The 20,790-nt window shown below is 42.2% G+C and carries 22 protein-coding genes; 8 read left to right on the forward strand and 14 right to left on the reverse strand.

Annotation, left to right across the window (positions count from 1 at the left end; translation table 11 throughout):
- Window positions 1-37 precede the first annotated feature (37 nt).
- Window positions 38-1,441: a phosphoglucosamine mutase gene (glmM, locus tag M1L62_RS24925; RefSeq protein WP_254562366.1), complete on the forward strand. Its 1,404-nt coding sequence runs from the start codon at window positions 38-40 to the stop codon at window positions 1,439-1,441.
- Window positions 1,442-1,443: 2 nt separating this feature from the next.
- Complete coding sequence (locus M1L62_RS24930) at window positions 1,444-2,592, forward strand: cysteine desulfurase family protein (RefSeq protein ID WP_254562367.1); 1,149 nt, start codon at window positions 1,444-1,446, stop codon at window positions 2,590-2,592.
- A gap of 144 nt (window positions 2,593-2,736) precedes the next feature.
- Here the strand turns inward: M1L62_RS24930 and hemH are convergent, their stop codons facing one another.
- From hemH to M1L62_RS24975, 9 genes are all read right to left on the reverse strand, one after another.
- Entirely contained in the window at window positions 2,737-3,798 is a 1,062-nt protein-coding gene (gene hemH, locus M1L62_RS24935) for a ferrochelatase (protein WP_254562368.1), read from the reverse strand.
- A gap of 86 nt (window positions 3,799-3,884) precedes the next feature.
- Window positions 3,885-4,838 carry an N-acetylornithine carbamoyltransferase gene (locus M1L62_RS24940; RefSeq protein WP_254562369.1) on the reverse strand — a complete coding sequence of 318 codons (954 nt, stop codon included), beginning with the start codon at window positions 4,836-4,838 and terminating at the stop codon, window positions 3,885-3,887.
- 56 nt (window positions 4,839-4,894) lie between these two features.
- The gene (locus tag M1L62_RS24945; RefSeq protein ID WP_254562370.1) at window positions 4,895-5,287 is read right to left on the reverse strand and encodes a GxxExxY protein; all 393 of its coding nucleotides are present in this window, start codon (window positions 5,285-5,287) and stop codon (window positions 4,895-4,897) included.
- Between the two features lie 98 nt (window positions 5,288-5,385).
- Window positions 5,386-6,519 carry an aspartate aminotransferase family protein gene (locus tag M1L62_RS24950; RefSeq protein WP_254562371.1) on the reverse strand — a complete coding sequence of 378 codons (1,134 nt, stop codon included), beginning with the start codon at window positions 6,517-6,519 and terminating at the stop codon, window positions 5,386-5,388.
- A 109-nt stretch (window positions 6,520-6,628) separates the two neighbouring features.
- Window positions 6,629-7,612 (reverse strand): N-acetyl-gamma-glutamyl-phosphate reductase, encoded by a 984-nt coding sequence (gene argC / locus M1L62_RS24955; protein WP_254562372.1) that lies wholly within the window; start codon window positions 7,610-7,612, stop codon window positions 6,629-6,631.
- The gene (gene vapC / locus M1L62_RS24960; RefSeq protein WP_254562373.1) at window positions 7,605-8,012 is read right to left on the reverse strand and encodes a type II toxin-antitoxin system tRNA(fMet)-specific endonuclease VapC; all 408 of its coding nucleotides are present in this window, start codon (window positions 8,010-8,012) and stop codon (window positions 7,605-7,607) included. The genes argC and vapC overlap by 8 nt, the downstream gene beginning before the upstream one ends.
- Window positions 8,009-8,245, reverse strand: a complete 237-nt coding sequence (locus M1L62_RS24965) for a DUF2281 domain-containing protein (protein WP_254562374.1) — start codon at window positions 8,243-8,245, stop codon at window positions 8,009-8,011. Before M1L62_RS24965 ends, vapC begins: the two co-directional genes overlap by 4 nt.
- A 44-nt stretch (window positions 8,246-8,289) precedes the next feature.
- A complete protein-coding gene (gene argG / locus M1L62_RS24970; protein WP_254562375.1) occupies window positions 8,290-9,489 on the reverse strand; it encodes an argininosuccinate synthase in 1,200 nt (399 codons plus the stop codon).
- A 129-nt stretch (window positions 9,490-9,618) separates the two neighbouring features.
- Window positions 9,619-10,329, reverse strand: a complete 711-nt coding sequence (locus M1L62_RS24975) for a GNAT family N-acetyltransferase (RefSeq protein ID WP_254562376.1) — start codon at window positions 10,327-10,329, stop codon at window positions 9,619-9,621.
- Window positions 10,330-10,694: 365 nt separating this feature from the next.
- Here M1L62_RS24975 and aat point away from each other — a divergent pair, with 365 nt between their 5' ends.
- From aat to M1L62_RS24990, 3 genes are all read left to right on the forward strand, one after another.
- Window positions 10,695-11,324 (forward strand): leucyl/phenylalanyl-tRNA--protein transferase, encoded by a 630-nt coding sequence (aat, locus tag M1L62_RS24980; protein WP_254562377.1) that lies wholly within the window; start codon window positions 10,695-10,697, stop codon window positions 11,322-11,324.
- A 72-nt stretch (window positions 11,325-11,396) separates the two neighbouring features.
- On the forward strand, window positions 11,397-12,428 hold the full coding sequence (proB, locus tag M1L62_RS24985; RefSeq protein WP_254562378.1) for a glutamate 5-kinase: 1,032 nt from the start codon (window positions 11,397-11,399) through the stop codon (window positions 12,426-12,428).
- A gap of 5 nt (window positions 12,429-12,433) precedes the next feature.
- The gene (locus tag M1L62_RS24990) at window positions 12,434-13,684 is read left to right on the forward strand and encodes a glutamate-5-semialdehyde dehydrogenase (protein ID WP_254562379.1); all 1,251 of its coding nucleotides are present in this window, start codon (window positions 12,434-12,436) and stop codon (window positions 13,682-13,684) included.
- Between the two features lie 15 nt (window positions 13,685-13,699).
- On the opposite strand, the gene M1L62_RS24995 is transcribed toward M1L62_RS24990, so the two are convergent.
- Window positions 13,700-14,011, reverse strand: coding sequence for a HigA family addiction module antitoxin (locus tag M1L62_RS24995; RefSeq protein ID WP_254562380.1), 312 nt, complete (start codon window positions 14,009-14,011; stop codon window positions 13,700-13,702).
- A 25-nt stretch (window positions 14,012-14,036) separates the two neighbouring features.
- On the reverse strand, window positions 14,037-14,315 hold the full coding sequence (locus M1L62_RS25000) for a type II toxin-antitoxin system RelE/ParE family toxin (RefSeq protein ID WP_254562381.1): 279 nt from the start codon (window positions 14,313-14,315) through the stop codon (window positions 14,037-14,039).
- 126 nt (window positions 14,316-14,441) lie between these two features.
- On the opposite strand from M1L62_RS25000, the gene M1L62_RS25005 reads away from it, so the two are divergent.
- Window positions 14,442-15,530 (forward strand): M20 family metallo-hydrolase, encoded by a 1,089-nt coding sequence (locus M1L62_RS25005; RefSeq protein WP_254562382.1) that lies wholly within the window; start codon window positions 14,442-14,444, stop codon window positions 15,528-15,530.
- A 26-nt stretch (window positions 15,531-15,556) separates the two neighbouring features.
- Complete coding sequence (locus M1L62_RS25010; RefSeq protein ID WP_254562383.1) at window positions 15,557-16,384, forward strand: enoyl-CoA hydratase-related protein; 828 nt, start codon at window positions 15,557-15,559, stop codon at window positions 16,382-16,384.
- A gap of 68 nt (window positions 16,385-16,452) precedes the next feature.
- On the opposite strand, the gene M1L62_RS25015 is transcribed toward M1L62_RS25010, so the two are convergent.
- The 3 genes from M1L62_RS25015 to M1L62_RS25025 form a co-directional block, all read right to left on the reverse strand.
- Complete coding sequence (locus tag M1L62_RS25015) at window positions 16,453-18,015, reverse strand: Rne/Rng family ribonuclease (protein ID WP_254562384.1); 1,563 nt, start codon at window positions 18,013-18,015, stop codon at window positions 16,453-16,455.
- A gap of 266 nt (window positions 18,016-18,281) precedes the next feature.
- Window positions 18,282-19,139: a tetratricopeptide repeat protein gene (locus M1L62_RS25020; protein WP_254562385.1), complete on the reverse strand. Its 858-nt coding sequence runs from the start codon at window positions 19,137-19,139 to the stop codon at window positions 18,282-18,284.
- Window positions 19,140-19,168: 29 nt separating this feature from the next.
- On the reverse strand, window positions 19,169-19,474 hold the full coding sequence (locus tag M1L62_RS25025; protein ID WP_090341329.1) for an HU family DNA-binding protein: 306 nt from the start codon (window positions 19,472-19,474) through the stop codon (window positions 19,169-19,171).
- Window positions 19,475-19,633: 159 nt separating this feature from the next.
- On the opposite strand from M1L62_RS25025, the gene mutY reads away from it, so the two are divergent.
- On the forward strand, window positions 19,634-20,713 hold the full coding sequence (mutY, locus tag M1L62_RS25030; RefSeq protein WP_254562386.1) for an A/G-specific adenine glycosylase: 1,080 nt from the start codon (window positions 19,634-19,636) through the stop codon (window positions 20,711-20,713).
- Window positions 20,714-20,790 lie beyond the last annotated feature (77 nt).

The following is a 20,790-nucleotide window of genomic DNA, read 5'->3' on the forward strand; positions in this document are numbered from 1 at the left end:
TATTTTTGTATCGTAACAAACAGAGGAATACTAGATCGTGACGTTAATCAAATCTATATCAGGAATCAGAGGGATAATAGGAGGGAAATCCGGTGATGCACTGACTCCAATTGATGTTGTTAAATTTGCTGCAGCCTATGGAACCTGGTTGCGGCGTACAAATCCACAAAACTTAAAGGTGGTGATAGGCCGTGATGCAAGGCTCTCGGGCGAGATGGTGAGCCGTCTTGTAGCCGGAACTTTGCAAGGAGTGGGCCTTCACGTGATTGATTTGGGGCTTTCTACGACGCCAACAGTGGAAATTGCAGTGACAGCGGAAGAAGCTGCCGGAGGAATTATCCTGACGGCGAGCCATAATCCTATCCAATGGAATGCTTTGAAATTGCTTAACCATGATGGGGAGTTTATTTCAGAAGAGGAGGGGACAGAAATCCTGAGGATTGCAGATGAAGAAGATTTTCTTTTTCCGGATGTGAAAAAACTGGGAAGTTACAGAACTGACGATACGTATCTGCAAAAACACATTGATCATATTCTTGCACTATCACTGGTAGATGTGGAGGCGATCAGGGCTGCGAATTTTAAAATCGTGGTCGATGCAGTGAATTCAACCGGTGGAATTGTGGTGCCGATGTTGCTGGAAGCACTGGGTGTTGAGTCGAAAAATATTAAAAAAATACACTGCGAGCCAACAGGTAATTTTGCACATAACCCAGAACCATTGCCGGAGCATTTAAGGGATATCAGCAAAGAATTGAAAGATGGTTCTTTCAATCTCGGTGTTGTGGTGGATCCTGATGTAGACCGTCTGGCTTTGATCTGTGAAGACGGAACGCCATTTGGAGAGGAATATACTCTGGTGGCCGTGGCTGATTATGTGTTGAAAAACACGCCTGGCAATACAGTTTCCAACTTGTCTTCTACCGCAGCTTTGAAGGATGTTACCATTAAAGCAGGTGGTGAATATTTTGCTTCTGCCGTGGGTGAGGTGAACGTGGTAACGGCGATGAAAGCCAATAACGCGGTAATCGGTGGAGAAGGAAACGGTGGTGTTATTTATCCTGAAAGTCATTATGGACGTGATGCCCTGGTTGGAATTGCTTTGTTTCTGACACATTTGGCCAAATTTGGAAAAACGGCATCGGTGCTTCGCAAGTCGTACCCGGGATATTATATTTCTAAAAATAAAATTGAACTAACGCCGGATATTAATGTTGATAATATTCTCAGCCGTATTCAGACCAAGTATTCAAAACAACCATTGAGTACGATTGACGGCGTAAGAATAGAATTTAACCGGGAATGGGTTCATTTACGTAAATCCAATACCGAGCCGATTATCAGGATATATTCAGAGTCTGAGACACTGACGACAGCTGATAATCTGGCCAATAAAATCATTTCCGATATCAAGGAAATTATTTCAGAACCGAAAAAATAATAATGAAAGCGTATTTTGATAACGCTGCGACGACGCGGTTGGATCAGGAAGTTTTGGAAACCATGATGCCTCTGATGACGGAGACATTTGGTAATCCTTCGTCCATCCATTCTTATGGTCGTGCAGTCCGTTCTGCGGTGGAGAGAGCGAGGAAAAGTGTAGCAGGCATATTAAATGCAGCTCCTGCCGAAATATTTTTTACATCCGGAGGTACGGAAGCGGATAACACTGCGATCCGTTCCAGTATCGAAACGTTTGGTCTTAAACATGCCATCACGTCGAAGATTGAACACCATGCGGTGCTTCATACCCTGGAACATCTTGCAAAAACGGGACAGATTGAACTGAGTTTTGTTAATCTGAACGAAAAAGGAGAAGTGGACCTGGGACATCTGGAAACACTTCTGAAAACACATTCCCGTTCGTTGGTTTCCTTGATGCATGGAAACAATGAAATAGGAAATTTGCTTGATCTTAATGCCGTCGGAGATTTGTGTGAACACTATGATGCGATATTTCATAGCGACACGGTGCAAACGATGGGACATTACAAACATGACCTGCAACAGCTGAAAACCAATTTTATCGTTGGTTCGGCACATAAATTCCACGGACCTAAGGGTATCGGGTTTTTATATGTAAAACCCGGAACGAAGATTTTTCCATTTGTACATGGTGGTGCGCAGGAGCGTAACATGCGTGGCGGTACGGAAAACGTGTACGGAATCGTTGGGTTGGCAAAAGCATTGGAATTGGCTTATCGCGATATGGATGCTCACCGCAGTCACATCGAAGGGCTGAAAACACGCATGATTCACCAGCTTCGTGAAAATATTGAAGGAGTTACGTTTAATGGTAAATCGGCGTCGCTTGACGAAAGTTTGTATACTGTGTTAAGCGTGAGTCTGCCTCCATCAGGACTGAACGACATGTTGCTTTTTAACATGGATATTGCAGGTGTTGCCGTTTCAGGAGGAAGTGCCTGTGCAAGCGGAACGGATGTGGGATCCCATGTCCTGACTGAAATTCAGATTAACCCCGACAGGGCGAATGTCCGTTTTTCTTTCGGGAAATATAACACCGCCGAGGAAGTTGATTTTGCTGTGAATACATTAGCAGAGCTTTATAGGAAAGAATCGGTAATGCTGTAACCAGCGACGAAAAAATAATTTTAGGCCAAAAACAAAAAGAAGTCAAGTTTTCAAAACTTGACTTCTTTGGCTTATAAGCTATTTTTTTTGAATGTCAGAAATTTCTAGCCTTGGCGATGAATGAAAATTCTCTGATCCGGAAAGCTATGCCTTCTTGACCATATCCTCCAAAGCCTCAATCCATATATCACTGTCATTAAGACTTTCCACGAGTTGCCAGTGCTGACCGCCTTCTTTCTCAAAAATCTCTTTATATTCTTCACCCACTTCGATCGTTGTTTCCAAACAGTCAGCCACAAAAGCCGGAGAAAATGCCAGGACACTTTTTACGCCTTTTTTAGCCAGTTCGGGAATAAGTTCGTCCGTGTAAGGTTTAATCCATGGTGTTTTACCAAGTCGCGACTGGAAAGCAACGGTATATTTCCCTTCCGGAATTCCCATTCCTTTTACAAAAAGCCTTGTTGTTTCGTAACACTGCGCACGATAACAATGCTGATTTTTCTCGTTCAAGGTATCGCAGCAACTTCCAAACTGGCAATGATTTGCAACATCCCCTTTTGTAATTTGCCTTTCCGGAATGCCATGATAACTGAATACAAAGTGATCATAATCTCGCTGTGCCATGTATTTTTTGCCAAGATTGACAAAACCTTCGACGAATTTCGGGTGATCCAGGAAGCGGTTAATGAATTTTATTTCAGGTAAAACTTCCCAGTCTTTCACCACTTCCATTACTTTTTTATAAACCGAACCGGTGGAAGCGGATGCATATTGCGGGAAAAACGGAACCACGATGATCTCGGACAGACAAAGTTTCCTTAGTTCGTTCAAGCCATTCTCAATGCTAGGGCTCTGATAGCGCATGGCCAGTTTTACCACGAAATCATCACCCAGCGCCTTTTGTAATTTCTTTTCAACTGACTGGCCGTATATCTTCAACGGAGAGCCGGCAGGCGTCCAAAGTTGCTGATAAATTTTAGCCGATTTGGGAGCGCGGAAAGGCGCGATGATGAGGTTAATCAGTAACCAGCGATTCAGATAAGGTATGTCAATAACGCGTTCGTCCATTAAAAATTCACGCAGATATTTTCTTACGTCAGGAACGGAAGGACTATCCGGTGTGCCCAGATTTACTATTAAAACGCCTGTCTTACCAACAGGTTTTTCTTTCAGTAAAGATGGATTTGTCAGCGTTTCGGTATTCATTACAAAAAATTAAAATTTACAACAGGACGTGTCACAATTATTATAACTCAACCCGATGTCTACAAAGTTCGTATGGTGAAAAGTTTTTATGCGTTTAATCCCAGCAGAATTTCCCTCAAAACGGCCTGCGCAGACCATTCTCTGTTCGCAGCCTGCTCAATAACCAGAGAACGTGGACCGTCCAGTACCTCGTCAGCCACTTTCATGTTACGTCTCAATGGAAGACAATGCATGAATTTTCCATTATCGGTCAAAGCCATTTTTGCTTCTGTGATTTTCCAGGAAGGATCTTGTGTCAGTACCTGGCCATAATGGTTGTAAGACGACCAGTTTTTACCATAAACAAAATCGGCTCCTTCCAGTGCTTTATCCTGGTCGTAAATTACCTGTCCTTTTCCAACAAATTTAGGATCCAGGTCATATCCTTCCGGATGGGTGATCACCAGTTCCACATTCATCGGATTCATCCATTCACAGAAAGAATTAGCCACGGCCTGAGGCAAAGCCTTAAAGTGAGGCAGCCAGGTCAATACCACTTTCGGACGTTCCTTTATCTTAAATTCTTCAATGGTGATACAATCGGCCAGAGATTGCAACGGGTGCCGGGTGGCAGATTCCAGGTTAACAATCGGAACTTCTGCATATTTTTTGAACTGCTGGAAAACCATTTCGGCATAATCCTTGTCGCGGTCTTCTAGCTCGGCAAAAGATCGGATGGCGATGATATTACAATAACGGCCCATGATCGCCGCTGCCTCTTTTACGTGCTCAGCCTTTGTGCCATTCATGATCACACCTTCTTCCATTTCAAGGCCCCAGCTGTCCTGCCCAACGTTCATGACAATCACATTTAGTCCCAGGTTTGTAGCAGCCTTCTGGGTACTGATGCGGGTACGTAAGCTGGAATTGAAAAACATCAACCCAATGGTCTTATGCTTGCCAAGTGTTTCGTCAGCAAAAGGATTACGCTTAGCATTAATCCCACTTGTAATAAGCTGATTAAGGTCTGAGACGTCTGCAAGTGAAAGAAAATGTTTCATTAATATTGTATTTAACCGCTATGGACGCAATGGTTTTCGCAATGGACGCTATAAAATCATAATCCGTTAGCCAATCGCTTGACACCGTTTTTTATTAACGCGACATTGAAATTAATCAATAGTCCAAGTTTGCAATTTGTTAATTTAAGATAAGTTAATAACTGGGCTGCATGCACATCGTTAAGCGCTTCAACGGCTTTTATCTCAACGATCACGCAATTCTCCACCAATAAATCTATTCTGTATCCAACTTCAAGCCGGATATCTTCATATATGAGAGGTAATGCTTTTTGCTTTTCAACCAAAAGTCCCTCTTTTTTTATTTCATAACACAGGCACTCTTCGTAAGCGGATTCTAGTAAACCGGGTCCTAACGTCTTATGTACTTTCAGAGCACAAAAATAGATTTGTTTTGCAATTCTATTCTCAAAAACATCCATCGCATCCATTGCGAAAACCTGTTGCAGTTTAACCAAAATTCGTCACTGGTATTTTTTGTTGCGTCCATAGCGAAATCCATCGCGTCTATTGCGGTTAAAAAGAAAGACTAAGTAAGGCTAGTAACTTCCGTTCTTAATGCTTCCAAAAATAAATCCGCTTCCTCTTTCCCTAATGCAAGAGAAGGTAACAATCGAATCGTATTAGCACCGGCGACGCCTGTAAACATCTTATGTTCAAACAACAATTTGTTGCGAAGGTCTTTCACAGGGAAATCGTATTCAATTCCGATCATCAGACCACGGCCGCGAAGTTCTTTATATCCGCCAATTTCTTTGATACCTTTCAGCAGATAGTCGCCGATTTCGGTCGCATTATCCAAAAGATTTTCGTTTTTCATGATATCCAGTACGGCAATCCCCGCTGCGCAAGCCATGTGGTTGCCCCCAAAAGTAGTGCCAAGCAAACCATAACTCGCCTTAAACTTAGGAGAAATTAAAACACCACCGATCGGAAAACCATTACCCATCCCTTTCGCCATAGTCATCAGGTCCGGATGTATTCCACTGAACTGATGCGAAAAGAATTTTCCGGTGCGGCCATATCCACACTGTACGCTATCCAGAATTAAGACTGCACCCGTTTCATCACATTTTTTACGCAATGCCTGAAGAAACTCGTCGCTGCTCACCTGGATGCCGCCAACACCCTGAATACCTTCCACAATTACGGCGCACACTTCGTCGGTAATACCCTCTTCAAGCGCGGTTATGTCATTAAACGGAAGAAAAGTAACGTGTTTGTTATAGTTAACCGGCGCAACAATCGATGGATTGTCGGTAGCCGCAACAGCGCCTGCTGTCCGCCCGTGGAATGCTTTTGTAAAAGCAACAACTTTCGAACGACCCGTGTGAAATGATGCCAGTTTCAAAGCGTTTTCATTGGCTTCCGCACCCGAGTTAACAAGGAAAAGTTTGTAGTCAGGATAACCCGACAGGTCTCCAAGTTTTTCAGCCAATTCTTCCTGCAACGATATTTTTACCGAATTGGAGTAAAAATTAATCGCGTGAAGCTGCTTGCCCAACATGTCCACATAATAGGGGTGACAATGTCCGACAGAAATTACAGCGTGGCCTCCATAAAGATCCAGATATTTTGTACCGTTAGAATCCCACAGATAGCTGCCCTCAGCCTTAACAGGTTCTATATCGTAAAGTGGATATACATCAAATAAATGTGACATAGTAATATTTTTTAAACGCAGAGGAAATGAGTTTTACGCAAAGTGCCGCAGAGAAAAAGTTTCAGCGTCCTCTGCGCTTAACTCGATTAACTCTGGGTTTAAACAAAAATCAGAATGATGGTGCTTTTAATCGTAATCCTGCATCTTCCGGTAGTCCAAAAACTAAATTCAGATTTTGAACCGCCTGGCCCGACGCACCTTTAGTCAGGTTATCGATGATGCTGCTGATCAGTAATTGTCCGTCGTGCACTTCCAGATGAATGAAACATTTATTGGTGTTCACAATCTGTTTAAGATCAATCGGCGTATCGCTTACATGCGTGAATGGATGTTCCGCGTAGTAAGTTTTATAGATCGTCTTTGCTTCTTCCAGTGTTCCCGAAAACGGAGTGTACACGTTGGCCATAATACCACGGGTGAAATCGCCGCGGTAGGGGACAAAATGAACAGCCTTATCAAAACCGGTCTGCAATTTTTTGAGGCTCATTTTGATTTCAGTCAAATGCTGGTGGCTGAAAGCCTTATAAATTGACAGGTTATTATTCCGCCATGAAAAATGTGTGGTAGCACTAAGCGACTGGCCTGCGCCGGTACTGCCGGTTACTGCACTTACATGCACATCATCCTTCAATAAACCAGCATTAGCCAAAGGCAAAATGGCCAGTTCAATACTCGTTGCAAAACAACCCGGATTGGCGATTTTGGATGAAGACTTGATTTTTTCCTTTTGAAGCTCAGGCAAACCGTAAGTAAAGCCGTTGGACTCATCGCGGAAATCAGTACTCAAATCGATGATTTTTACTGTTTCCGGAACGTCATATTCATCCAGAAATTTCTTCGATTCGCCGTGACCTGAACATAAGAAAATCGCATTCAGCTCTGCCTGATTTAATAAGGTTTGAATATCTTCTCCGGAGAAAGTCAATTCTGTATCACCCAATAAATCGGTATGCGTGGCGTAAACCGGTTTCCCGATCTGACTTTTACTATGTGCAAAGGCAATGTTTACATTCGGATGATTAATGACAATTCTCAATAATTCGCCACCCGTATAACCTGCGGCACCTATGATGCCTATATTAACTTTATTCATTTGAAATCCAATTTTCAATTTTTAGCCCCTCTACTCTATTAAATTCTTTTACGTTATTACTAACTAGAGTTAAGTCAAGACTAAGCGCGTGAGCGGCAATTAATAAATCGTTAGCACCAATTATTGTTCCTCTACCTTCCAGATTAACTCTGATATTAGCATAATATTCAGCAGCTACACTATCAAAGTCAACAATAAGGAGTGGCTCTAAAAAGCTTTGAAGAGCCAATCTGTTTTTATGCTTTTGTTGACTTTTTGCAACACCAAACCAAAGTTCGGCAACAACAATTGAAGATACAGCTATCTCATTCCAGGATATTGACTGAAATTTACTTAGAACTTCAACAGGTTTCTTGTTGATAATGTATGCGACAATATTTGTGTCCAACAAGTATTTCATTCGAACAACCGTTCAGATTTATCAAGAGGAGGCTGATTCCTTTCAGACATATAATCGTCAGAAAAGTTGGACAGATTCTCCCACCATGTATCCAATGTCTGATCATGGGAAGATGATCTCTTCCTTCTTTTTTCCAATACAAATTCCATGTAATCAAATACTTCCTGAAGTAAATCGGGAGGTAGTTCTTGCGCCTTACGCTGAATTTGATTTTGAAGCTCTGTTACTGTCATAATCAGAATAGTTTAATTCTAATAATCTGAACTTTACTTAACCCTTAATCATTGCTCTCGCTTACTTTCTGATAAATCATCACCTGGTTCGATGCTACTTTTGAGAACCCTCTTACGTCATCGCCAGTCCAGGCGTTGTTCATTTCTCCATAACTTCCGAATTTAGAAGACATCAGATCAAATGGAGACTCAATTCCTTCCACATAGAAACGGTATGGCGCAAGATGTACATGCACTTTTCCTGTTACATGTGATTGTGTATCAGACAAGAACGCCTCGATGTTACGCATAACCGGCTCAACAAACTGGCCTTTGTGCAGCAAACTTCCATACCAGTTAGAAAGCTGTTCTTTCCAGTAAAGCTGTTGCTCGCTCAAAACGTGTTTTTCTAATGTATGGTGCGCTTTGATAATGATCAACGGAGCCGCAGCTTCAAAACCAACACGTCCTTTGATACCAATAATGGTGTCGCCTACGTGAATGTCACGGCCGATGCCAAATGGCTGGGCAATGGCTGCCAGTTTCTGGATCGCCTGAACAGGGTTTTCGAAAGTTTCTCCGGCAACACTTTTCAATTCGCCTTCAACAAATTCCAAAGTGATGGTTTCTGCTTCTGTTTTGGAAACTTGTGTTGGCCATGCTTCTTCCGGAAGATATTTCTCGGAGGTCAAAGTTTCTTTGCCGCCGACTGATGTTCCCCAAAGTCCTTTGTTGATACTATATGCAGCCTTGGCCCACTCGCGACCAACACCTTTTTTTGTCAGATATTCAATTTCAGCCTCGCGTGAAAGTTTAAGATCGCGGATTGGTGTGATGATTTCAGCTTCCGGAATGATAATGCGGAATGCCATATCGAAACGAACCTGGTCGTTTCCTGCGCCTGTACTTCCGTGGGCGATAGCTGTTGCACCAATTTCTTTCGCATATTCAGCTACTGCAACTGCCTGGAAAACACGTTCAGCACTTACAGAAAGTGGATACGTGTTGTTTTTAAGTACATTACCAAAAATCAGATATTTGATACAATCATTATAATAATCTGCTGTTTTGGAAATAGTAGCGTGGTTCTTCACACCTAATGAATAGGCGTTTGCTTCGATTGTTTTAAGCTCTTCGTCTGAAAAACCACCTGTGTCCACTAAAACGGAGTGAACTTCATAGCCTTTATCTTCGGCCAGATATTTTACACAAAAAGAGGTATCCAATCCTCCACTAAACGCTAATACTACTTTGGGCTGTGACATTCTATGTTTTATTCTGGTGTTAATTAAAATGGAATTACAAAGTAACGAAAAAATACCTCGCATCGGAGTTTAAAAGCTGCCGGGCGAGGTATTTAGAATGATATAATAATCAATAATATGGTGCTGTACTTAGTGTACGAGCATCGCCTCGGCATTTTTCTTTTTAGCACGTTCTTCCCTTCGCAACAAAATACGTTGCTTAATACGCATCCAACGCTCATAAAGGCTGGACTCTTTCAGGAAATCCCATGTGTCTTTTTCTGCTTGTGCCTCGGTTTTTTTATGTTCCTCAGGATTGTACATCATACCGGTACATAAGCAATGCTTACGGTTGGTACGGGTAAGTACATCGTAGTTTACACAGCTCGCACAGCCTTTCCAGAAAGCGTCATCCGCAGGAAGTTCGCTGAAAGTAACAGGCTCATAACCAAGATCAGAGTTGATCTTCATAACGGGCAAGCTGGTGGTGATACCAATAATTTTGGCATCAGGATATTTCTGACGGGAAAGTTCAAAGGCTTTTTGCTTGATCGCTTTTGCCATACCGCTCTGACGGAAGTCAGGATGAACGATAAGGCCGGAATTGGCCACGAACTTTCCATGTTCCCAGGTTTCGATGTAACAAAAACCAACCCACACCCCGGTATCAGTTGTTGCAATAATCGCTTTCCCTTCTACCATTTTTTCCATGATATACACAGGAGAACGTTTTGCTATACCAGTACCACGTTTTTTGGCACTCTCTTCCATTTCTGCACAAATAGTATCTGCAAAATGGAAATGATTTTCATTGGCGGTTTGTATAATGAACTTACTGCCTACTACTTCGGTATTTTTCATTGATGAATTTACTGACGAAAAATTGTTCGAAACAAAAATTAAATTCCCAGAAAATTACGATGGGACGTTTCAAAAATTTAAAAAAAGATGGGGATAGAAGTTTTACCACATAGGTAAAAGAGAGTTAGACGGTCCTGGGGGACCTAAACCTGAAAGGTGTAGTATGAAGAACAGTATGTATGCCGTTGCTATTCATTTAACTTTGTTGGTCGTCTAAGAGGTTGCAAATTTTGCAAAAAAAAATGTTACTTGAAAGAAACATGCATTATATTTTTATAGTTCGTCTTACAGAAAAAAATATTCGGACATACTCGGTTTTTTTTTAGCTTGCACAAGTCTTTATTTATGTTGCATTAAAATTCAGAATGACGACCCTAACTGCCGACGATCTCTTGTACGGATATATCAATGGAATTTTCCCGATGGCCGAGCCGGACGGAACAATTTACTGGTATTCTCCGGATCCCAGGGCAATCATTCCAATAGACTCGTACAAATCACCAAAGTCACTCCGGCCGGTCATCAATAAAAAAACTTTTGAAATTCGCATAGACGGTGATTTTGAAGGTGTGATGCAGGGCTGTGCAGGTCCTCGTGCTCAGGAAGAAGGAACGTGGATATCAGAGGATATCATCGCGGCTTATACAAACCTGCATAAGCTTGGCTATGCGCACAGTGTGGAAGCTTACCGGGACAATAAACTGGTAGGAGGATTGTACGGTGTTGCTATTGGGGGCGTTTTTTTCGGTGAATCGATGTTTTTCAGAGAAAGCAATGCTTCCAAAGTCGCGTTTCATTTTCTTATTGAAACGTTACGGGCCAATAACTACATATTGCTGGATACTCAGTTTATCAATGACAATGTTTTAAGGTACGGTGCCATCGAAATACCCAGGACCGACTATATGGAAAGGCTGAAAAAAGCACTTCAGTTGAATCGGAAGTTTCTCTTAAATCCGCCGCAAACTGCTCCTCCCAAACATTCTGCTTTTTAATAATCAGGTAACTAAGTAATTTTGGCCTGAAATTTCATTCTGACAGTAAGAAGTATTTTAAGTTTTAATAAAGTGTCAAAACCAATCCTTGTTATCAAGTTCGGGACAGCGTCTATCACGCTGCCTTCGGGAGAGCCCGATGTTACGATTATTTCAGAAGTAGCCCGTCAGGTTTCTTTATTGCATCCCAGATACCGCATCATCATTGTTTCGTCGGGAGCGGTGGGTGCCGGTAAAGCTTATATCAACGATTATAAGGGAACGATGACACAGCGAAAGGCGGCTGCGTCGGTTGGAAATCCTTTATTGGTTGGTTTATACGCTAGTTATTTTGCTCCGAACGGTATTTTTATCGCCCAAAGTCTTTGTGAAAGACAGCACTTTGCAAACCGCAATAAGTTTCTGCAATTGAAAAATACTTTTGAAGAACTTTGGCAGAATAATATCATTCCTATTGTGAATGAAAATGACGTGGTGAGCGACCGGGAGTTGAAATTTTCAGATAATGACGAACTGGCTACATTGCTGGCCGTTGGCTTTGGAGCGGAAACGCTGATGTTCTGTACATCGGTCGGTGGCTTGCTGGATGAAGGCGGGAATATTATCGGGAACGTATCCAATGTAAATGAGGTTTTTAAATTTGTAAGAACGGATAAATCGTTCCTCGGATTGGGCGGTATGGCTTCCAAGCTGACCTTTGCCAAACTTGCAACCCGGATGGGAATCAAGGTTTTTATTTTCGGGATGAAGCAGCAGGACGAATTGCTAAAAGCGCTCGAAGGAAAAGCTGGTACAGAAATGAGCCCTGAAAAAAGTACGCTGTCTGCGCGGAATCGCTGGCTGGGGAGCGGAGGGCTGGTTTCGGGAAGATTGCACGTCGATGAAGGTGCCTCAAAAGCTTTGCTGAAACGTAAAAGTCTGCTGGCTGTGGGGGTGATCGAGGTAACCGGGGATTTTGAAGCCGGGGAAATTATTGAAATTTATGCTCCGGATGACGAAATGATTGCGGTTGCCCGTGCGAGGGAGACCTCCGGTGCGATAAAAGTGAATTTGAAAACATTGAATTTTGAAGTGGCGCACGCCAACGATATCGTTTTATTATAATGGAATTGGAATCTATAATACCTCTTTTAAAAGCAACCAAGGACGCTTCTCTTGCTGTTCGTAAATTATCTGATGCACAAAGAGCACGGTTGCTTAATTCTTTGGCAGACAAAGTTTTGGCGAATACCGCCAACATCATCACTGAAAACCAGAAAGACCTGGTGTTGATGGATGATGCGGACCCCAAAAAGGACCGCCTGCTTTTGACAGAAAAAAGAATTGTTGACCTGGCGCAAAGTTTACGTGACGTGGCGGCGCTGCCGGATCCGACGGGAGAGGTTTTATTGGAAAAAACGATAGAGCAGGGCATGTCGCTGCAAAAGCTGACTGTTCCGCTCGGCGTTGTGGGTGTTATTTATGAGTCACGACCTAACGTGACGCTGGATGTGGCTTCGCTTTGTCTGCGCTCCGGAAATGCCTGTGTGTTAAAAGGAGGTAAGGAAGCACATTTTTCCAATACCTATCTGGTCGGTCTGATTCACGAAAGTTTAATGGAAATCGGGATCGACTGGTCTGCGGTGATGCTGCTGCCAACGGATCGTAAATTTGTCAATGAACTTCTGATGGCCACCCAATATGTGGATATTATTATTCCTCGTGGATCGGAGGGGCTGATTCAATTTGTACGAAAAAATTCTCTGGTACCTACCATTGAAACCGGTGCAGGCGTTTGCCATACCTATGTTGAAAAAACAGCTGATCTTGAAAAGGCCAAAAATATCGTTGTGAATGCAAAGGTTTCGCGTCCTGCTGCATGCAATGCACTGGATACAGTAATCGTTGACGCAGCAGTTGCCGCTGAATTTTTGCCGACTTTAAAGGATGATTTTATCAAATGGAACGTGGAAGTTTTTGCTGATGAAGTTTCTTATGATATTCTTAAAAACGCTGAATATCCGTTTTTGCAAAAAGCTGAACCGGAAGATTTCGGGAGAGAATTTCTTGACTATAAATGCTCGATAAAGGTTGTCGAAGGGTTTGATGCGGCATTAAACCACATCCATAATTTTTCATCATGCCACTCGGAAGCGATTATTTCAAAAAATGCGGAAGCGATTGAAATCTTCTTGAATGAAGTGGATGCAGCTGCGGTTTATGCCAATGCTTCTACGCGCTTCACAGATGGTGGTGTGTTTGCATTAGGTGCGGAAATCGGTATTTCCACGCAGAAATTACACGCCCGCGGGCCTTTCGCTTTGGAAAAACTGGTGACCGAAAAATGGGTTGTCAGAGGTGATGGGCAGATTAGAGCTTAGAATTATTTCTTGTCACTACGCAATTTCCAATGTTCGTGGTGACAAGAAATGTTTTACTTCACTTTTATTTACTTTCTTATCTGCATGCCAGAGATCATAGTCCGATTGTAATTTTACCCAAAACTGAGGAGATGAGCCAAAGGCCTCAGATAACCGGATAGCCATTTCGGCACTTATTCCCTGACGTTCGTTCAAAATGGCTGAAACTGTGCTCCTTGTCACACCCAGTCCTTTTGCAACTGTGGTAATCGTTAAAGAATTGCCGGTTTCTTCTTTTATTCCTTCCATAATATCCCGAATCATGGATCCAGGATGTGGAGGTTTCATACCGCGATTTATCATAATTGTGAAATTAATGGTAATCAATATAGTCTAGGTCCAAGACTTGCCCGTTTTCCAGTCTGAATATAATTCTAAAATTTTTGTCAACTTTAACAGACCAGAATCCTTTCAGATCTCCTGTTAGCTGGTGAAGTCCCCAACCAATCTGATTCATATCTTCTATCACCAACGATTCATCCAGGCGATAAAGAATCCTTCTAATCTTTTCAACATGGTAAGGTTGCAGTTTCGAGGGATCATCTCTTTCATAAAATAACCTAAGACCTTTATGTCTAAAGTTTATTATCATAACACGAATATAGAATAGAACGTTTGGGATACAAAGAGATTTGACGCAGCCGTATGGGAAGGTCACTCTTGTGAATCCTTTTTTTATACCTTTGCCCAAAATATTGTTGTACCAGAAAGTCTAAATATGTCTTCATTAACTGACGCTGAAAATATTCAAATACTATCTGAGGAGGCTATTGTTCTCCTTAAAAAGCTGATTGAAACTTCTTCATTTAGTAAAGAAGAGGAAAACACGGCGGCATTGATCCAGGATTTTTTCAGGCAGAAGGGTATTCCTTTTCAGACAAAAAAGAATAATATCTGGGCTTACAACAAGTTTTTTGATGCCTCGAAGCCTACGGTTTTGTTGAACTCTCATCACGATACTGTAAAGCCAAATAAATCATGGACCCTAAATCCGTTTGAGGCTCTGGTTGAAAACGATAAACTTTTTGGTTTGGGAAGTAATGATGCGGGTGGCTGCCTGGTTTCTTTAATCGCTACTTTTTGTCATTTTTATCAGCGTGAAGATTTAAAGTTTAACATCGTTATTGCCACTACTGCCGAAGAGGAGATTTCAGGAAAGGAAGGTTTGGAAATCGTTGTTCCCGAGTTACCCGAGATTTCTTTTGCGATTGTGGGCGAACCGACCGAAATGCATCTCGCTGTGGCGGAAAAAGGGCTGTTGGTGCTGGATTGTACCGCCAAAGGCAAGTCAGGGCATGCGGCCAGGGAAGAAGGAGATAATGCGATTTACAAGGCTATTCAGGATATTGACTGGATCAGGAATTACAAATTCCCGAAGGTTTCCCCGACTTTGGGACCGATCAAAATGTCTGTCACCATTATTAACGCCGGAACGCAGCATAACGTCGTGCCTGATACCTGTGTTTTTACAATCGATGTGAGAGCAACGGACCAATATTCTTTGGAAGAGATTATCGAAATTATTCAGGCTAACATTCAGTCGGAAGTTAATGCACGTTCCATTCGTTTGCGCCCTTCTAGTATTCCAATGGATCATCCGATCGTGCAGGCTGGACTGAAACGGGGTCGGACGGCTTATGGCTCACCCACTACTTCGGATCAGGCGTTGCTTGATTGTCCGTCATTAAAAATGGGGCCGGGGCATTCTGAACGCTCACATACGGCTAACGAATTTATCTACCTGCATGAAATTGAGGCAGGTATCAGTCAATATATTAGTATGTTGGAAGAAGTGGTTGCCAAGTAGAGTCTTAACGCAAACCGATATTTTCTATGCCTTTTTTCAAAGAAGAAGATCTCCGGAACTTTGACACCGTTCGATTCCTGTATATCGAAACTTCTCTGAACGGACATGTGTTTGCGATAACACTTAACCGTCCGGAAAAAAGGAACGCGTTTACGCCAACCATGGCGAATGAAATTGCTTTTGCATTGGCCTATGCCAAGGTTCAGGATACCGTTCGCTGTGTCGAAATCAAGGCCAGAGGGCCGGTTTTCTGCGCAGGTGCCGATCTTAATGCCTTTCACGATCCGTCAGCCGATCAAAAAAACACAACACTGCCCGAGCCACTTCAGGAAGTCAGGTTAGGTGATGCTTTTTCAACGTTATGTAAGCCCTGTATTGCCCAGGTCGAAGGTTCTGTTTTTGCGGGAGGATTTCTAATTATTTGCGGATGTACTTTTGTTATGAGCATACCGGAAGCAAATTTCAGTTTGCCCGAAGTAAAAAGGGGAATCTGGCCGATGCAGGTTATGGCGTCATTACTCGACATTATCCCCAAAAGAAAAATACTTGAAATGTCGATAACCGGAAAAAGTTATTCGGCAGAAGAAGCGTTTCATTTAGGATTGGTCACCCAAATTGCAGGAAAAGAAGTTATTGAAGAAGAAGTTAACAAACTTGCAAATCTAATCTGCTCAAATGCTCCATACGCTATAAAATCAGGAATGGAGGCATTGCGAAATTTATCAGAAATAGAAGAAGGCAAACGCCATATTTATCTGAAATCTCAACTAGATAAACTCCTGGAATCCGAAGACGCCAAAGAAGGTACAGCCGCATTCAAAGAAAAGCGAACCCCAATCTGGAAAGGAAAATAAAGAAAATACAAACGAATTTCGGAACAAGCCATCCTAAAAGCTAAAACCTAACCGCTAACAGCCAAAAACTAGCTTCCCGGTACAATCTCAATTTCCTCCCCATACTTGTTATGGAATTTGAAATCAATCACGCCTAAGGAAGTATCCTTAATCAGTTTCACCCAGGTTCTGTATTGGAAGAACCATTTTACCTGTTCAGAAATCAATCCTTTCGTAAAATAGGCGTAGATAAACGGATGAAGCGCGATGGTAATACCACGTTCATTTTGTTTCGAGAGAATATAATCGAGATTAGACAAGATAATATCCGTCACCAGAATGCTTGCCTGTATTGTTCCCGTACCGCCACAAGTTGGGCAGGTTTCGCGGGTCACAATGTTCATTTCGGGTCTTACACGCTGACGTGTGATTTGCAGTAACCCGAATTTAGAAAGCGGAAGCACCGTATATTTTGAACGGTCCCCTTTCATTTCGTCACGCATCATGTCAAAAAGAACGCGTTTGTTTTCCGCTTTCTTCATGTCAATGAAATCGACAACGATAATACCACCCATATCACGCAAGCGCAACTGGCGGGCAATTTCTTTTGCTGCTTCAATGTTTACACTGAGCGCAGTAGCTTCCTGATCTTCTTCTGAATTGGACTTGTTTCCACTGTTCACGTCAATAACGTGCAAAGCTTCCGTATGTTCAATGATCAGATAACCACCATTTGGTAAACTCACCGAACGGCCGAAAAGAGATTTGATCTGTTTCTCTAAACCGAATTGTTCAAATATCTTATTCTTGCCGTTATGCAGTTTCAAGATATTTTCCTTATCCGGGGCAATGTTGTGGATATAGGCTTTAATGTCCTCATAAACTTCTTTCGAGTCCACAGTGATGCTGTCAAACGATTCGTTCAACATGTCACGGATAATGGAAGAAGCACGGTTCATTTCACCGATCACACGGTCGCGGGGTTTGGCATCACGAAGCATTTTGATACCATTTTCCCATTTGTCAAGACAATCCTGAAGGTCTTTATTCAGTTCGTCTACATCTTTTCCAGTGGCAACGGTACGGATAATAACACCGAAGTTGGCTGGTTTGATGGAAGACATCAGTCGCTGTAAACGCGTTCTTTCCTGTTTGTCAGTAATCTTTTTGGAAAGGTTTACCGAGTTTGAAAAAGGAACTAAAACGATGTAACGACCTGCTATGGAAATATCACACGATAGGCGGGGACCTTTTGTTGAAATTGGTTCTTTTACAATCTGAACCAGAATAGGTTGATTTTTTGAAAGTACTTTATCGATCTTGCCAAGTTTCTCGATTTCAGGCTCCATTTTGAAGTTACTCAACTTGCCTGAATTGACACGCTTGGAAATTACATCCTTGGTTAATTTATTGAGAGAGTTGATGTTAGGTCCTAAGTCCAGATAATGCAAAAAAGCATCCTTTTCAAATCCCACGTCTACAAATGCGGCATTAAGCCCAGGCACAAGTTTCCTAACTGTACCAAGGTAAATATCCCCAACGGTAAAGCTCTGATCCGGTGTTTCGACGTGATATTCTAACAGACGTTTATCCTGCAAAAGGGCTATACGTTCTCCCTTTTGAGTAGAATTTATTAGTAATTCGTTACTCAATGTTCAACCAACCAAATGGCTATATAAAGTTAATACTCAACCTCCTGCTTTACATTTAAAGCCAGGCAACATATATATCGTAAGAGATAATATGACCGGATTCATAATATATACAAATCCGGTCACATATCAATTATTTCTTCTTATGTCTATTTTTTCTAAGACGTTTCTTTCTCTTGTGAGTTGAAATCTTATGTCTCTTTCTTTTCTTTCCGCAAGGCATAAATTTATGTCGTTTATATAATAAAAAATAATTGTTTTACATTTTAATTATCAAGACGGGCTTGAAGCTCCACAATGGCCTGTTGGATCACCGGGTCTTTTTCCTCCTTCTTTACCTCTGCCAGTACTTTACGGGCCTCTTCCTTCTTGCCCAATTCCACAAGTGTAAGTCCTAAATAAAACTTAGCTTTTGTGTTGTTAGGGTTGTTGGTCAATATTTGTTTGAACCTGTCAGCAGCTTTCGAGTATTGGTTCGATCGCATGGACAAAATACCAAGGTTAAATAAAGCCAGCTCATTCGTAGGATCCGTATCCAACACTTCACGCAGCATCAAAATTCCCTGCATAGGGTTTTCTGTATTGACGTAAGTCATGGCCATATTGGCTTTCGCAGCTAGCAATCCTGGATTTTTTTCAATTGCTTTTCCGTAATATTCACGCGTTTTGCTGCCCAGGGTCTTAGCCTTGGCCTCATCAACGGCAAATCCGTACGCTTCATAATAGCGGTCACCGGCCTTTGTAACATTCTCAACAGAGGGCGATAACTGGGCTACCAGTTCAGCGTAACGTGCGGCGCTGTCAAACTTTTGAAGTTTGGCAAACGTGTCAGACAATTTTAATCCGGCAGCTATTTTTTCTTTTCCACTTGCCTGATTGAAGCCACTTCTCTGTTGTTCAACTTGTTTTTGTTGTTCAGGAGATAAAGTGGCTCCATCATGCATGTTTGAGGGAGTTTCGGGCGCCGGAGTAGCTGATGCCGAAGCACCGGGTGCTGCCGCTACCTCACTCTTCTCGGTGTCCACTTCTTTTGCTTTTGTATTCACAACAACCTTCGGAAGACTGTAAAGTGTTCCGACCAGTGCCAGTGCTAATACGCAAGAAAGAATTATAGACTTTTTCATACTGTTTTAATCAAACCTATTTAGGCAAATTATTTTTCAGCTAGATCTTTCAATTTGTCGCTCACTTTAACTTGCTCAACAAAAACTTTTGCTGGTTTAAAGCTAGGTACAAAATGCTCGTCAATGATCATTGAAGTTCCTTGAGAGATATTACGAGCTACTTTACGGGCACGCTTTTTATTGATAAAGCTACCGAAACCTCTAACATATAGATTTTCACCCTCTGCAAGCGAGTCTTTTACCACGGTGAAAAACGATTCTAGCGTTTGTTGAACATCGCCCTTGTCTACACCTGTTTTCTCGGAAATTTGTGCGATTACGTCTGCCTTAGTCACTTTGATTGTTTACTTTAAGTGGATATTATTTCGTTTATTTATTTCCTCCTCTAAATTTTGGGAACACAAAGGTAGGGTAATTTTACCATATTTTAAAAGGTTAGCATTTTCATTTTTTTTCTAATTCATTAAAAAACAGCGTACATAAGTCTAAACGTTATGCTACCCGATCATTTACAACTACTTGAATTTAACGCAAAACTCAAATCCTGGTACCTGGAAAACCATCGTCCGCTGTTGTGGAGACAGACAACTGATCCCTATAAGATATGGCTTTCGGAAATAATTTTGCAGCAAACGCGGGTCGCGCAGGGCACTCCCTACTACGAAAAATTCCTGCTCAATTACCCTACGGTTTTTGATTTGGCAGCTGCTGATGAGCGTGATGTGCTGCGGCTTTGGCAGGGATTGGGCTATTATTCGCGGGCCAGGAACATGCACCATACCGCCCGGCATATTGTGGAAGAGTGGGGAGGCAGCTTCCCGGAAAGTTCTGTTAAACTGGCAAAGCTCAAAGGGCTTGGTGCTTACACGGCAGCGGCGATCGCATCTTTTGCGTTCGGTGAGGCAGTACCGGCTATTGATGGAAATGTTTACAGGGTCATGTCCCGTTTGTTCGGAATTGATACGGATATTTTAAGTTCGGGAGCAAAAAAAGAATTTACAGATCTGGGCAAACAAATCATTTCGCGGGAGGATCCCGCGACCTACAACCAGGCGATGATCGAATTTGGCGCCTTGCAATGCGTACCCGTGTCGCCCAATTGTGCGGTTTGTCCTTTTACCTATATGTGTTATGCCTATGCATTTAATATGCAGAGCAAGCTTCCGGTCAAGATGAAAAAGAATGCTGTGAAGAACCGGTATTTTAATTATTTCATTTTGGAGAAAGGAGGCAAACTGGCGATGCACGAACGGTTGAAAAAAGACATATGGAAAGGATTATATGACTTTTATCTGGTTGAATCGGCCTCCGATATCAATAATCCGGACGATTTGCCTGAGGATAAATTTCTGAAAGACTGGCAACAAAAAGGACAGCTCCGGCAGGTGCTCAAAGAATATACCCATTTGCTCACACATCAGAGGCTGACGGTAAGATTCTGGTGGGTTACTGTTCCCGAAAATGAATCTGTTGAATTACCGGAAGATATGGCGTTTTATACCAAAAATGAGGTTGAAGTTCTCCCGAAACCGATTTTGATGGATACGGTACTAAAAGAAGAGTTTTTCCTTTAATACCGCATGATAAAAAAGAGGAAAGCTGCACACTAGTATTTGATGCCGTTACAATGCTTTTACCGGTAGGAATTAAT

This window comes from Dyadobacter diqingensis, from assembly GCF_024220585.1.
In the GTDB taxonomy this organism is placed as follows: domain Bacteria; phylum Bacteroidota; class Bacteroidia; order Cytophagales; family Spirosomataceae; genus Dyadobacter; species Dyadobacter diqingensis.